At 38.9% G+C, this 15034-nt stretch carries 14 protein-coding genes; 9 read left to right on the top strand and 5 right to left on the bottom strand.

The features are described 5' to 3' along the window. Positions 1-23: 23 nt before the first annotated feature. Complete coding sequence (locus DV942_RS18735) at positions 24-404, bottom strand: OsmC family protein (RefSeq protein ID WP_090984772.1); 381 nt, start codon at positions 402-404, stop codon at positions 24-26. A gap of 445 nt (positions 405-849) precedes the next feature. Here DV942_RS18735 and DV942_RS18730 point away from each other — a divergent pair, with 445 nt between their 5' ends. The 9 genes from DV942_RS18730 to DV942_RS18690 all read left to right on the top strand — a co-directional run bounded on the left by DV942_RS18730 (position 850) and on the right by DV942_RS18690 (position 6820). Continuing rightward, the gene (locus DV942_RS18730; RefSeq protein ID WP_145860090.1) at positions 850-1215 is read left to right on the top strand and encodes a YtxH domain-containing protein; all 366 of its coding nucleotides are present in this window, start codon (positions 850-852) and stop codon (positions 1213-1215) included. A gap of 475 nt (positions 1216-1690) precedes the next feature. Next, positions 1691-2185 (top strand): hypothetical protein, encoded by a 495-nt coding sequence (locus DV942_RS18725; RefSeq protein ID WP_145860088.1) that lies wholly within the window; start codon positions 1691-1693, stop codon positions 2183-2185. A gap of 11 nt (positions 2186-2196) precedes the next feature. Further along, positions 2197-2862, top strand: coding sequence for a hypothetical protein (locus DV942_RS18720; protein WP_145860086.1), 666 nt, complete (start codon positions 2197-2199; stop codon positions 2860-2862). Further along, on the top strand, positions 2843-3655 hold the full coding sequence (locus tag DV942_RS18715) for a sensor histidine kinase (RefSeq protein ID WP_145860084.1): 813 nt from the start codon (positions 2843-2845) through the stop codon (positions 3653-3655). The genes DV942_RS18720 and DV942_RS18715 overlap by 20 nt, the downstream gene beginning before the upstream one ends. 109 nt (positions 3656-3764) lie before the next feature. Beyond that, the gene (locus tag DV942_RS18710; RefSeq protein ID WP_145860082.1) at positions 3765-4418 is read left to right on the top strand and encodes a response regulator transcription factor; all 654 of its coding nucleotides are present in this window, start codon (positions 3765-3767) and stop codon (positions 4416-4418) included. A 256-nt stretch (positions 4419-4674) separates the two neighbouring features. Further along, positions 4675-4980 (top strand): hypothetical protein, encoded by a 306-nt coding sequence (locus DV942_RS18705; protein WP_090984785.1) that lies wholly within the window; start codon positions 4675-4677, stop codon positions 4978-4980. 55 nt (positions 4981-5035) lie between these two features. Next, a complete protein-coding gene (locus DV942_RS18700; protein WP_090984787.1) occupies positions 5036-5587 on the top strand; it encodes a hypothetical protein in 552 nt (183 codons plus the stop codon). 7 nt (positions 5588-5594) lie between these two features. Then, positions 5595-6416: a hypothetical protein gene (locus DV942_RS18695; protein ID WP_090984789.1), complete on the top strand. Its 822-nt coding sequence runs from the start codon at positions 5595-5597 to the stop codon at positions 6414-6416. Further along, on the top strand, positions 6401-6820 hold the full coding sequence (locus DV942_RS18690) for a thiol-disulfide oxidoreductase DCC family protein (RefSeq protein ID WP_145860080.1): 420 nt from the start codon (positions 6401-6403) through the stop codon (positions 6818-6820). The genes DV942_RS18695 and DV942_RS18690 overlap by 16 nt, the downstream gene beginning before the upstream one ends. Before the next feature lie 73 nt (positions 6821-6893). Here DV942_RS18690 and obgE read toward each other — a convergent pair whose 3' ends face one another. From obgE to treZ, 4 genes are all read right to left on the bottom strand, one after another. Then, positions 6894-7889, bottom strand: a complete 996-nt coding sequence (gene obgE, locus DV942_RS18685; protein WP_145860078.1) for a GTPase ObgE — start codon at positions 7887-7889, stop codon at positions 6894-6896. A 188-nt stretch (positions 7890-8077) separates the two neighbouring features. Continuing rightward, on the bottom strand, positions 8078-8653 hold the full coding sequence (locus DV942_RS18680) for an adenylate kinase (RefSeq protein ID WP_090984795.1): 576 nt from the start codon (positions 8651-8653) through the stop codon (positions 8078-8080). Between the two features lie 390 nt (positions 8654-9043). Beyond that, on the bottom strand, positions 9044-13096 hold the full coding sequence (gene treY / locus DV942_RS18675) for a malto-oligosyltrehalose synthase (RefSeq protein ID WP_145860076.1): 4053 nt from the start codon (positions 13094-13096) through the stop codon (positions 9044-9046). Next, complete coding sequence (treZ, locus tag DV942_RS18670; protein ID WP_145860074.1) at positions 13089-14948, bottom strand: malto-oligosyltrehalose trehalohydrolase; 1860 nt, start codon at positions 14946-14948, stop codon at positions 13089-13091. The genes treY and treZ overlap by 8 nt, the downstream gene beginning before the upstream one ends. Positions 14949-15034: the final 86 nt, after the last annotated feature.

Below are 15034 nucleotides of genomic sequence, written 5' to 3'. Positions count from 1 at the left end.
GGAGTTTTGCACCATCAGTATAACTATAGTACGCTGGATCTGATTTCATGACCAGCAGCCAGCATTTTACTCACCGGACATTTTGATGCAATTTCTTCCAGCCTCAATTTCTGCTCTTCGGTAAGCACACCCGTACAGGTAATTTCTTCCAAGAAGATCGTTTCGCCGTTTTCGGTATCTACATTAACTTCCACTTCAATTTTATCAATTGGCCATTTTTTTCTATCAGCATACATCCTTAAGGTAATGGCTACACACGAGGCCAAAGAAGCCATTAATAATCCCTTAGGCGCAAAACCTTTGTGGGTACCACCCAATTCTATCGGTTCGTCTACGATAATGTCATGCGAACCATTTGTAACCGAACAGGCGTAATGTTCTTTATTTATTGTTGCTTTTACCATTTCAATTCGTTTTAGTATGCCAAATATTGTGCTTTAACTTTAAACATATGTAAAAGTCTGGTCTTTTTTTAAAAACAGGTACTGCAATTTCTATAACGCTGTAATTTTTGGCAATGTTATATTTCACAAATGCTATCCAAAATGTTTGCGAAGTAATTAACAGGTATCTTACATATTATGGTGATAGACGCTTAAACATGCCTGCTTTGAAGCTACTTCAGAAAAGTTGAAATGAACTGTAAAAACGCCTATTTTCTTGTTTAAATAGTGATCCCACTGTTTTTTCCAGGTAAGCTTTACATTGCAATGGCAACAACTTATCCGAACATCTGTATCAATTCTTTGATCTCATCCTGGATAAAAAAGCGCAGTGGTAACCGAATTCCAAATCAAAAAAACTCAAACATTATAACATACAAATTGTTCCTTAGAAAAACATTACCTTATGAAATACAGAAAGTTAATCGGAAAATATTTGAAGCACGAATCAGATAACAGTGCAAAAATAGCCCTGGCCTTAGTAGCTGGTTTGGCAGCTGGGGCAGTAATCAGTATTTTATTTGCCCCTGATAGCGGTGCGGGCACCCGGGGAAAAATTGCTGGTGGCGCTAAAAACCTTCGCTATGGTTTCCAAGACAAATATAATTTACTAAAAGAGAAAGTTTTTGGCGTAGAGGCTATTGAAGAAGATATTGTGCAGCATGAAGTACCCCATTTTAAGCACACGGTTACTAAAAAACGTAAATCAGATGTGAAAGAGATTCTTGAAAATGCACATGAAAATGGACAGGTTCAGGAAGGGCAGGGTTAAACAAGCAAAACCAGGTTTTTGGCATGGATTAAGTATTTCATGCCTAGATTTCTAAAGTTAAAGATTTTGAACTGCTCAAATTGTTGCTTTCATTAATCTGGAGCAGATACATTTTCTGCGCTTAACTTTTGCAATAGCATCAAAAAATCAATAGCAGAAATACCAATTTGGTAGTCGGGAATATAAGAAAGCTAAAATTACTGTTGACTGGTTGACTTGACCTGCATCCGAAATTGGCAATTCTAAATCCCGGATAATAAAACAGCACCCATTGGCAATGTTGCCAATGGGTGCTGTTTTTATATAATAGATTGTATTATCGATTGTAACCAAAACTGTTACTCCCTCCTAATTATGAAAATCGATATGCAAGCACATCTAATTAACCATATGAAAAAGTATTTTAATTTTACTTACGTGCATTTTTTAATATACTAAATTTGTATATATTTATAGTATTAAATCTATAAACGAAATGCTCACAAAAGAAAAACAAACCCAAAAATTTTACTGGTTAAAGTACGAAACCATCGCTATCCAAACAATGATCCAGCATTCGCCGGGTATTGATCAATTTGTATTCTGTTATCTCTTTCCAGAAACAGATCAGCCGGATAAGCCGTTAAGGCTTATCGCTTATGGGTATATGGCCTCGAGTAACCAGTACAGCAGTTATTTTGATCACCTTGAAGTTTACAACAATAATGCTTTGAGTTTAAGCGGACCGATTATGATGAGCAATAATATTATATCGCTCACCAATATCCTATCTCTGATCAACACACCGGATGAGAACGGTGATAAGCCAGATTATCTTGTATTTATTCCAAACGTTAACCGTGGAAATGTTTTTTACAGCATTAAGTCCTTTAAACGGGTTGATGTAGGAGATGTAGAGCTATTCCGGGATATCAACGCCAACCCAATTTTTACCAACCCATCACCACCGGCTACTATAAGCGACTTTTAACTTATTATCAGATGCTTAAGTTATTCCAATACATTATAGATTGGTCTGAAGTGTGGGCACTGTTTATCCCTTTATTTATATTATTATATAAAAAACAACCAAGTCATCTTAAACTGGTTGTTTTTTATATATGGATGGCATTGGCTATAAATCTTTCGATTGACTTTATCTGGAAATTCAGAAACATACTACCCGTTGCCTTTAAGTCGAATAATTTTTTGTACAATATACATTCCATTGTTCGCTTTTATCTTTTTAGTGCTTTCTTTATCTGTTTAGATCAGCCTTTTATAGTTACGCTTAAAAGAGCCATCCCGGTCTGTTTTACCTTATTTTTAATCGTTAATTTCATCTTTTTCGAAAACTTTTTTGATTACTGGAAACTGAGCAGCCGTTTACTCTCTACTGAAGCCATTTTACTCTTGTTTTATGTGATCCAATACTATTTATTCGAAATAAAAAAGAATGTTACCATCAAGGTTACCAATAGTAGTTTCTGGATCATTACAGGCCTGGGAATCTTTGTTGCATTAAATTTTTTCATTTTTCTCCTTTACAACGAACTCACTATACATTTTCAAAATTTTGCTATTAACCTGTGGAGCCTGCATAACATCTCATACATTATTTTCAATTTGTTTATAGCCAAAGGATTTTATGAATCAGGAAAACAATAAAATCATATTGATGTTAATGGCGGGTATTGCAGCAATGCTGATGTTATTTGTAAGCTTGTTACTTATTTTTATCTTTATGCAGCGCAAAAAGATCCAGTACGGGCTTAATTTACAAGCATTACAAAATGACCAGAAAAATAAGCTGATAGAAGCGGCTGTAAGAAGTGAAGAAATAGAGCGCCACCGCATAGCCGAAGAACTACACGATGAAGTTGGGGCTATCCTCGGATCATCAAGCCTTCATTTTTATGGGATTAATATTAGTGATTGTGACGATATTAGCAAGGAAATGTACCATAAAGGTAAAAGTTTACTGGATGAAGGCATCCATAAAATCAGGAGCATTTCTCACAATCTTCATTCCAGCATTTTGCAAGAACTCGGATTAAAAGAGGCTATTTCTCATTTTTGTGGAAACATCAGCCATAATAATATCATTAAAATCGATTTAAATTTAACCGACAAATATAGTACAAAGGCAAGCCATAAAAATATCAGTATTTACAGAATAATACAAGAACTGGTTCATAACATCATTAAACATGCCAGGGCTAAGCACATCCACATACAGTCATACCATATCGGCAATAACCTGGTATTTCATATATCACACAATGGCGATGGACTTACGCATCAACAATATCAGGGATTACGTTTCATTAAAAATGGATTAGGGCTTAAAAATATCCAGAACAGAATAATCCTGCTCAAGGCAGAACTTCAATTTTCACATCATCTTGACGATTATCTGATCGAAATTAAAATACCCGTCGACCAAATAGATCAACCCTGATTAAAATCTGGATTTAAATTAATAATACAAATACGTAGTATTAAAAATCATTAAATGTCTTCATTTCTTATCTAAGATTGTTAATTTTATGTGTAATTTATAAACAGAGATGCTAAAAATCAGAATAGCAATAGCAGATGATTACAGTATTTTTAGAGACGGATTAAAGGTTGGCTTTAACCGCGATAAAAATCTGGAAGTACTATTTGAGGCTTCAGATGGACAGGAACTTATCCAAAAACTAGAGCAATTACAGCCCGATGTGATTGTAATGGATATCAAAATGCCTTTAATAGATGGTATAGAAGCCATGAAATTGATCCGTAAAAAATATGCTAATGATATTAAGATACTGGTTTTAACAATGTATGATGACGTCAAATTCATTATACACCTGATGGAGAACGGCGCCAATGGCTACCTACTGAAAAATGCAGACCCAAAAGAAATTAGAAAAGCCATTTATTCAATATATGAAAGTGACTATTATTTTAATGATCTTGTAACGAAGGCACTTCTTAAAAAACTTACTCTTAAAGGTCCGATCAAACCTTCGCTGAACCAGACAATAGCATTCTCTGAACGTGAATTGGATGTATTAAAGATGATCTGCAATGAGAAAACAGCTGCCGAAATCGGTAATGAACTTTTTCTAAGTCCGCGGTCAGTTGAAGGCATTAGAATGCGTATAATCGAGAAAGCCGGTGTTCGCAACACCGCAGGCCTGGTGATGTTTGCCATTAAAAACGGTGTAGTAGAATAACTCTTCTCTTTTGTTGTCAGCCACTTCGGCTATCCAAACCCAACATAACACACTGTATTTCAGATACTTTTTCTGCATTTTTGATATTAAAATCATGCCTTTGACTTTCCAAAACTGCGTATAAATACGCTACTTTTCAAATAGGTATTTTCACACTACTGCGGAAACGTTGGTGTGCCGACATTTATATTGTGCAAACGAAGCTTCAAAACCAAGGCACACTAATCATTAATTATTTACCTCAAAAAGAAACAAAATGGCAAAGTCAAGCTTAACCAAGGCAGAATTAGCAGTTCTAGATGCCTTAATCGCCGACTTGAAAGGCGACAATGAAATTGTTGAATCAAATTCAGCAGCACCACTTTTTATTGCTGCAATTGCACGTACTGCTGTAAAGGCAGTTAAAGTAACTGTGAAAGCTACACCAGTAGTTACACAGGTTGCAGAAGCAATTGGAGCTGCAAGTTCTTTGAACGAAGAAGAAATCAGCAGTCTAGCTAAAGAAGCCGATAACGGTTTATCGTTAGAAAAACTGATCGAACTTCGCAAAAAATTCAATTAACAATCAGGGGAGGGCATGCATACGTGCTCTCCTTTTTTCTAACCTATTTGATGTTATGACACAGAAATTAGATCCTACAGTTATTTATGAAATGACAATAACTGCTTTCCTGGCCTGCTGGTTTATAGCAACCGTATTATGCCAATTCAAGGAAACGAAGATATCCTGGTTCATCAGGTATAAAATAGATCTTTTCAATCTCATCCCATTATGGACATTTTTTGCCCCCCACCCCGGCAAAAGAGATTACCACCTCTTATTTAGAGACAAGGTGACAGAAGCTGATTACAGCGAATGGCAGGAATTGGAAATTACCGAAGAACGTACGTTTTGGTCATGGTTGTGGAACCCTGAAAAAAGGGACAAAAAAATTTTATCTGACGTTGTACAGAGCCTTGTAGCCAGTATCCCCTCCTACCGCGAGCGAACAGGCAACCTTAATTTACTTATGTTTTCTACCCCTTATATCATCGTGTTACATGCGGTTAGTCAATATAAAAAAAAATCGCAAAACTGCTACCGTCAGTTTATGCTGGCCGAGTCATCGGGTTATCAAAAAGAAACGGAACCGGGATTAATTTTATTATCGGTTTTTCACCAAATATAAACTTATCATGATTTTATTTAACGATATATCGCAAACCGTACTCCTTATATTAAGTGTGGGCTTATTGATTTCTACACTCGAGTACCTCAAAAAAGTGCAGATCTTTTCTCCAAACGGACTGCTATCCTGGAATGTAATGCAGTTAAAATGGACCAAACACGATCAAAGATCGTTTTTAAAACCTTTTTTTAAATTGTTTAGTGCATCAGGCCTTACTGTCCTTTTCTCCATCAGGTGCCTACTAATCATTGGATTGTTTTTCTTTCCGCTACAAAGCCCAATCGGTTGGGCATTGATCAGTTTATTGGGTGCAAGTTTATTGATTTCATCGTTAGCCACCTATTATGGTAGCGATGGCTCCGACCAGATGAGCATGCTCATTATTATTACCTTGATTGTGTGCAATTTGCCGGTTTTAGCCAGCAGTAAATTAAGAGAAATTGGATTGTGGTTTATTGCCCTACAAGCTTGTCTATCTTACGCGGTGGCTGGTATTGCCAAACTCGTATCTGCTGAGTGGCGCTCGGGAACGGCTATAAAGGATGTTTTCTCTACTAAAACCTATGGCTCAAAAAAAGCGACAGGCTTTCTAAAAAAATATCCCGTAGCAAATCGCTTTTTATGCTGGAACGTAATCATTATGGAAAGCATATTTCCACTCTGTTTATTTTTACCCTGGGAGTTTGCCCTTATATTCCTGATATGGGGATTTATATTTCATTTTTTTACTGCGGTAATTATGGGACTAAATTCATTTTTTTGGGCTTTCATGGCTACCTACCCGGCAATCTATTTTGTTAATCACCAAATGTCATGGCATCTTTTTTAAATACGCAGAAAGACATTATCCTGTTTGACGGTGTTTGTAATTTCTGCAACAGTTATATCAATTACACCATCAGGCATGACCGGCTAAACAGGTTTCTTTTCGCTCCATTAGACGGTGAGACTGCATTGAAACTTAGCCAGCAACACGTGGTTAATTTTAACAAATTTGATAGCATTATCGTCATCAGCGGCAACCGGTTTTTTAGCAAATCTGAGGCGGTTTTACACATCTTGAAAAACCTGGGCACCTGGTGGTCGCCAATCATAAATGTGGCTTATCTGGTACCAGGTTGTATACGAAACCGGGTGTATCAAAAATTCGCTCGTAACCGTTATGCTTTATTCGGTCAAGCCGATCATTGTATGGTACCTACAGCGGACGTGAGAAGCAGGTTTTTGATTTAATAACTTGTAGCACCCGCAAAGTAAAAAATGTTAGCTTAAAGCTATTGAATTAGAAAGACAATTTTGACGGTAATTACCCTTCAATTGCTTTCCAAAGCATATCTTTGAGTTCTAAAATATTTTTTTCGGCTACTGATGAGATAAATATGGAAGGAATATTAGGCAAATCCTGTTTCATTTCTTCCATCAGTTCTTCATCAAGCATATCTGATTTGGTAATGGCTAAAACGTGGGGTTTTTGCATTAATTCAGGATTATAGGATTCTAACTCGCTTTTAAGGATAGCGTATTCTTCCTTAATTGAACGACTGGTATCAGCCGGAACCATAAATAACAACACCGAATTACGCTCGATATGACGCAAGAAGCGGTAACCCAAACCCTTACCTTTTGATGCACCTTCGATAATACCGGGAATATCGGCCATTACAAAAGATTTCCCACCTCTGTAGCTTACTATACCCAGATTAGGTACGATGGTGGTAAAAGGATAGTCGGCAATTTCTGGTTTAGCCGCAGAAACCACCGAAAGTAAAGTAGATTTACCTGCATTTGGGAAACCGACAAGCCCCACATCGGCTAAAACTTTTAACTCTAAAATGTTCCATACCTCCTGGCCCTGCTCGCCCGGTTGGGCAAAGCGAGGTGTTTGCTGAACAGCATTTTTAAAATGTGCATTGCCCAAACCCCCACGGCCGCCGGCTGTTAAAATCCGGGTTTCACCATCTTTGGTAATTTCGAAAAGTACCTCTCCGGTTTCCGCATCTTTGGCAATGGTACCCAAGGGAACCTCTAATATTTCATCCTTACCCTGTCTCCCAGATTTATGCGAACTACCGCCCGCTCCGCCATCTTCAGCGATAATATGTTTGCGATATTTAAGGTGTAATAATGTCCAGATATGGATACTGCCTTTAACGATAATGTGGCCACCGCGACCGCCATCACCACCATCAGGACCACCCATTGACGTTAAAATATCACGATGTAAATGTGCCGAACCTGCACCGCCCTTACCAGAACGGCAACAAATTTTTACATAATCTACGAAATTTGAACCCTGTGACATATTTTATTCTTGTAATGTTAACTACGGAAAGTTTATATAACAATTCCATTAAAATTAAAGAGTTATAACGTTTTTAACATTATAACTCTCTGTATGTTTTATGATGATATCAGGTACTGCAATTAACCTTGATACATTTTATCTGGCACCAATTAACTGGTATTTAATACCTGCTGCTTAATGATCAGTTAAACTTTATACTGATCAATTACTGCGCAAAGATCTTTATAAATGGTTTCAATTTCACCAATCCCGTTTACTTTATTCAGTTTTCCCTGTGCTTCGTAATAAGGTAATACATGAATGGTTTTATCAAAGTATTCCGAAATCCTTTTTTTCAGTTTTTCTGCATCGTCATCCGGACGGCCGCTAATTTTATGGCGCTCGGCAATACGTTTGGTAAGTTCGTTTTGGTCAACATCTAAAGCAATAACACCGGCAATTTTACTGCCTTTGCGCTCTAAAAATAAATCAAGTTCCTTTGCCTGCGGAACGGTGCGTGGAAATCCATCAAATACAAATCCTTTGGCATCAGGATTTTTATCTACCTCTTCTTCAAGCATCGCAATGGTAATGGCGTCAGGAACCAGTTCCCCGTCAGCCAACAGTTGACTCACTTTTTTTCCCAGTTCGGTTTCTCCTTTAACATGTGCCCTAAAAAGATCGCCTGTTGAAACGTGTACCAGCTGATATTTTGCAATCAGCTTTTCAGATTGGGTGCCTTTACCCGCCCCTGGAGGGCCAAAGAGAACTAAATTAAGCATTCAGGTTGTTTAGGTTGTCTTCAAAAAATTAAAAAGCCTTATTCCTACGGCTCGGTCAGCAGTAATGTTTAAACCTCTGATTAAGAGGATTAGACATTGCTTACTTTCAAGGCTGCAAATATATAATTATTAATTTAGATGCCATTTAAAATTGATAATATATTTAAAAAACGGCCATTCTAATGACATTTATCTTATTCTAAGAAGAAACTTATGCTATTTTTATATTTGGCAGAATATTCGTCAAATGCCAGGTCTCATTATCCAAAGATTTTTTAAATTTTCACCAATTTTCTTTTGAAACTTCATATCTGCACCCTTTTTGCACTAATAATACGATACATTATTTTTATCTTCCTGAAATTAAACTGATATGCATTTTCGGGATGCCTAACGCCCGTAAAATTCCGTTTCTGCTTTCAACCAGTTTATTGTTTCTTCCGTTATAAAATTGTTATCTGCCCTCCATGCCCAGTTTCCTGATGCCTTGCCGGGTATGTTCATCCGCGCCGTTTCGTCTAATTGTAAAATATCCTGCATAGGGATGATGGCCATTTTGGCAATTGAGGCATAACATAGCCTGATCAATATGGCATTAACATTATTTTCGTTAACCGCTGTTCCGACATATCTGGATAAGCGCTGTTTAAGGTCTGTATCGGTTTCGTTTTTAAACCAGCCCAAAGTGGTATTATTATCATGTGTTCCGGTATAAGCAATGCAATTTTCTGAGCCAAACCGATGTGGAATATGTACCGATCCGGCGATATCTTCGCCAAATGCAAATTGCAATACCTTCATGCCAGGCAATTGAAATTGTTTTCTCAAATGTTCCACATATTCTGAAATTTCACCGAGATCCTCGGCAATAAAAGAAAGTTTACCTAATTTTCTTTCTATTGTTTTAAAAAATGAGTCACCAACCCCCGTTTTCCATACGCCATCAACGGCGTCTTCACTACCAGCCACAACCTCCCAATAAGTAGAAAAGGCCCTAAAATGATCTAAACGGAGGAGGTTAAACAATTGCTGATTTTTCCTTAACCGGTTTTCCCACCAGGTAAAATCTTCGGCTTTCATCTTTTCCCAATTGTATATAGGCATACCCCAAAGCTGGCCCTTTTCGTTAAAATAATCGGGAGGAACACCAGCCACCACAGTCATACTGCCGTTTTTATCCAGCAGGAAATTTTCTCGCTGCGCCCATACTTCAACCGAATCATAATCAAGATAGAATGGAAGATCGCCGATCAGGCTCACACCTTTTGCATTTGCGTATTCCTTTAAACTGTACCACTGGCGATAAAAAATAAACTGCTTCCACTTTATTTCTTCAATTTCGTCCTGATTGCTTTTTTCGAAATCAGCGATGGTTTTTGGATCTTTTAACTTATACTTTTCTGACCAGTTAAACCATTCCTTCCCCTTAAAATGCTGCTTTATGCAAGTATAAACAGCGAAATCAACTAACCAGCTTTGTTCGGTTTTGCAAAACAGGTCGAATTCATTTACCAGATCTTCATCCCCTTTAGTTTTAAACCGTTGGTAAGCCCTATCTAACACCTGCTGTTTTATTTTTTCAGTTTTTTCAAAATCAATTTTTCCTGTTTCTGGTAATACGTAATCATTCAGGTCACTTTCGCTTAAAAGCGCTTGTTCAACTAAGCTTTCGGGACTGATAAGCATCGTATTTCCGGCCATTGAAGAACTGCTTGAATAGGGAGAATAGCCGGTTTCTTTTTTGGTTGGGTTAAGCGGTAAAACCTGCCAGTAGCGTTGTCGTGATGCTGCAAGAAAATCTACAAACTGATGTGCACCGGGACCTAAATCGCCAATACCAAAACGGGATGGCAAAGCACTGATGTGCATCAGCACACCTGCAGCACGCTGATTATTTTCAGGAATTAACTTTATCAACGCCAATTGAACCTGGTTAAACAACTGGCTGACCTGAATACCCTGATGTAACGGATCTTTATATTCTTTTTTTCCTGTAATCAGGTTTTGCCAACCCAATGGTGCCCCGTTTGGCAGCAATACCGCTGTATCTTCCCAGTCAAAACTATCGGCTGCCACATTTTGATCACTACAACACTTAGCAAAACCTAAAGGAACTACCGTAATTAGCCATTGCGCTTTATATTGTCTGGCAAACGCACAAATATGTTGACTATACTTACCCTGAACCTCCAAAGGAATATAAGCTCCATGTTCAAAAACATCGGCCTCGGCTTTTCTGATCTCCAGCAAAGTTTTGGTTAGCCACATTTTTATCTTTCCTGAAAATCTTTCTTTCAAAAGGTTTTTAAAATTCACAGGATGATCAAACTCTGCCAGCACACTGGCCCTGGTTTCATAGTCAACAGGTCTTCTATTATCAGGGTCTACCAGACTTAAATCCCATAATTCCGTTCCCTGGTAAACATCAGGGATACCCGGGCAGGTAAATTTCAAGGTGAGTTGCGCTAAGCTGTTGACAACTGCAAAATCAGCGATTCGTTTTATAAAATTTCTGATTAAACCATTGCTCTCCTGCGGTTCAGTTAATATCAACTGCGAAAATTCGGTGAGTTTATCTTCATAATTTTCATCCGGATTTGCCCAGTCTGACCGCTTTTTCGATTCTCTTAATGCTTTTACAATAAATTCGGCCAAACGGTTTTCGATGTCAGGGTCATCATCTTCATGAAAGGGCAAAGCACCAATAATGGTCTGCAGGACTAAATAAATATCATTATCATGTAACTGCTCAAAAGCGGCATGCTCTTTTTTTAAGGCAGCAAAAGTTTTTTTCAACTGTTGCACCAGCAGGGTCCACTCACCAGGCAGATCGGTAAGCACATTTAATCTTGCCCTTACATCCTCCCCTTTTTTGGTATCGTGGGTGGAACTTCCATTCATGGCAAATGGCCACTCCTGCTGTCGTTTATGCATTTCATCATGAAATTCATTCACCGTCATACCAAAAGCATCCGGTGCGTCGCCCACTTCTGCATGGCCTATAAACCGGTTGTAGGTAAACATGGCGGTGTCTTCTACCCCCTTCGCCATAAGCGGCCCGGTGAACTGCATGCAACGCTGGAAAAAATGACTCAGTTTTTGGTTGTAAGCCGTGTTTTTCTTTCCCGGGATTTCTAAAAATACCTGGCGCAAAAACTCTACTGCTTTAGCCAGTTTTTTGTGCTCAAGAATGGGTTTAAGCAAGTTTTGAACACACTGTGCTTCAGCCTGCGCCAATGGGAAGCGATAATTATAATACCGGTACACCGGCATGGCAATCAGCATTTCGGCAAGCGCCCTTTTTAGATCGGCTTTCTTAATGGCTGAAAAATCTCCCAGTTCAAGTGCCAGGAAACTCTCAAATAAATTATCCAGTTCGCCTTGCATGTGCTTAAACAAGATATTGCTTTTTTTCTCATAAATCAGCTTAGTCGGATCGAGCTTTTTACCTGTCACCTGCTGATAAAGCTTATTAAAAGGCTTTTCTGCCGCTTTATTGGTTAAAAGGTTATTTACCGTTGCCAAAAAATCGTAACCGGTTGTTCCCTGCACTTTCCACGTTTGTGGTAACACTTCTCCATGTTCGAGAATTTTCTCTACCACGATGTAGATGTCTTTACCTACCGCTTTCCGGAGCCGCTGAACATATTCTTCCGGATTGTACAGTCCATCAATATGATCGATCCTCAAGCCCTGAAAAACACCTTTACCTATTAGTTCAAAAATATAACGGTGATAAAGATCGAATGCTTCCTGACGCTGCATATTCAGACAGATTAAGGCATTGACAGTAAAAAACCTGCGATAGTTGATCTTATTATTGGTTTCCTGCCAATTACATAAACGGTAATGCTGGTTTTGAACAATCTGAGTCAACGCTTCAGCATCGTTATTAATTTCCCCGAGGGCTTGCGTTGAAAGCGTTTTTGCAGTTTCTGCATTCACCGGCCAATTGGATTCGCCGTAACTCAGGTAGTATTTGTCCTTAATGGCCATCAACTTTAATTTCTGTGTCGCAATCGCTTCTTCAAGATCTTCACCAAGAAAAGGAACCATCAAACGCCCATCTCCTTTTTGTAAATCAATGTCAAAAAAGCTTGCAAAATCTGAGTCTTTTCCCTTTTGCAACACGTCCATTAACCAGGCGTTATCCGGATGGTAAGCCATGTGATTGGGCACAATATCCTGAAGCCAGCTGATGCCGGTGGCCTTTAACTTTTTTGAAATCCTGATCAACTCTGCCTCTGTACCGATCTCTGGATTTATCTTCAGTGGATTTACCACATCATAGCCGTGCGTACTTCCTGGCATAGCCTCAAAAATTGGAGAAGCGTACAAAGTCCCGACCCCTAATGCTGTTAGATAGGGAATAATTTGATCAAGCGATTTGAGGTTAAAGTTTTTATGAAACTGGATCCGATAGGTAGAAGTTGGTTTATGCATCTGCTTTGTAAAGAATAAGAATCGATTCGGGAAATAAATTAAGCTGGCCTTCAGCCATTATAGGGTTTGATTCGGGGTTTGGGCCGTTCCACTGTGTTAACGAAGAATCTAATAACACCGAGGCATGTTGAAATGCGGGGTCAATGGATAAGGATTGCATCTGTTTGGAAAAATTAAAGCCAACTAAAATTTCTCCGTTAGCTTTCCAGCGCTTTAATAAGAGACAGTTTTTTTCTGGAAAGCTTTCTGTCTTTACATTTTCCCGGTCAAGGTTGGCAAGTACAGGATTTTGTTTCCGCAAGGCAATTAAAGTTTGATAATAATGGAACATGGTCTTGTGTCTCGGTTCTCCAATTTTCGCCCAATTGAGTTTGGAACGTTCAAAAGTAGCCTCTGCCTGTGGATCGGGTGTTTCACCATAGGTATGGAAAGCAGCAAATTCTGCCTTTCTTCCTTTTCTTACCGCTTCAATCAGTTCTTCATCGCTATGGCTTACAAAAAACTGGAAAGGATTGGTTTCTGCCCATTCTTCGCCCATAAATACTAATGGTAAAAACGGACTGCAAAAAACTGCTCCTGCCATTACCTTCAACATTTCAAAACTAACCAGGTTGCTGCTTCTCTCGCCCAGCATACGGTTGCCCACCTGATCGTGGTTTTGCGAAAACACAATAAACTTAGCACCAGAGGATTGTTGCAATGGCATTCCAAAATTTCTTTGCCGATGTGGCGAGTACTGGCCGGTATACACATAAGCATCCTTGTAGGATTTGGCCAGATCTGATACGCCATTGAAATCAGAATAATAGCCTTCTCTGGCTTGCCCGGTACAAACCCGAAGCGCGTGGTGAAATTCATCCACCCATTGGGCATCCATACCATAACCATATTCGCTTTGAGACCGGATATAGCGTTCGTCATTTAAATCAAGCTCAACAATTAATTGGTAAGGTCTGCCGCTAATTTCAGAAAGTTTATCGGTATGCGCTTTAATTTCTGCTAGGATGTGTGCAGGACTAAAATCTTTAATAGCGTGTACGGCATCCAGCCTCAGGGCGTCGATATGAAAATCCCTGAACCACATCAAGGCATTTTCGATAAAAAAACTTCGCACGGCATCACAGCCTGCATCGTCAAAATTAACAGCCTTGCCCCATGGCGTATGGTATTTATCAGTAAAATATTCGCCAAAATCGGAAAAATAATTCCCTTCAGGCCCTATATGGTTATAAACGACATCTAAAATAACGGCCAAGCCTTTAGCATGGCAGGCATTAACCAGGTGCTGTAACGATGACGGCCCGCCATAAGTATTTTGCACGGCAAATGGAAATACGCCATCGTATCCCCAGTTTCTGCTGCCCGAAAATTGTGCTACCGGCATAATTTCTATCGCTGTAATACCAAGTTCGATGAGATAATCAAGTTTGGCTTCGATCGCATCGAAATCTCCATTTGACGTAAAGGTACCGGTGTGAAGTTCATAGATTACCAGATCGTTTAAAGCTACTCCCTTCCAGTCGGCATCCGTCCAGCTAAAAGCATTTACATCAAATGCGGTTGATGGTCCGCTTGGTCCTTCTTTCTGAAATAAAGAAGCTGGGTCTGCGCGTTCAAGGGGCTCTCCACCGGTTAAAGGCGTGATTTTAAAGCGATATTTATCGTGCTTACTAATCTGGTCTGTTTGCAAATGCCAATAACCATAGCCTTCATCAAACAGCGATAAAGTTAGTTCTCGCGCCTCTGTTAAAATAGAAACCTGTGCTGCCAACGGGGCCCAAAGCCAAATTTCGGCTACCCCGTATTCATTAAAATTTAATCCTATTTTTCTCTTTCGTATATCTATTTCCATTGAAGCACTTTAGCAAAAAACACGCAGAATGGCCTAAAAGTTTTGGACATGACGGGCTCGTTTATCAATGTTCAAAAAAGCCAAAC

This window comes from Pedobacter suwonensis (assembly GCF_007833675.1).
Lineage (GTDB): Bacteria > Bacteroidota > Bacteroidia > Sphingobacteriales > Sphingobacteriaceae > Pedobacter > Pedobacter suwonensis.
Note: the sequence above shows the minus strand (reverse complement) of the source record. Positions and strands in the feature narration are given on the sequence as shown.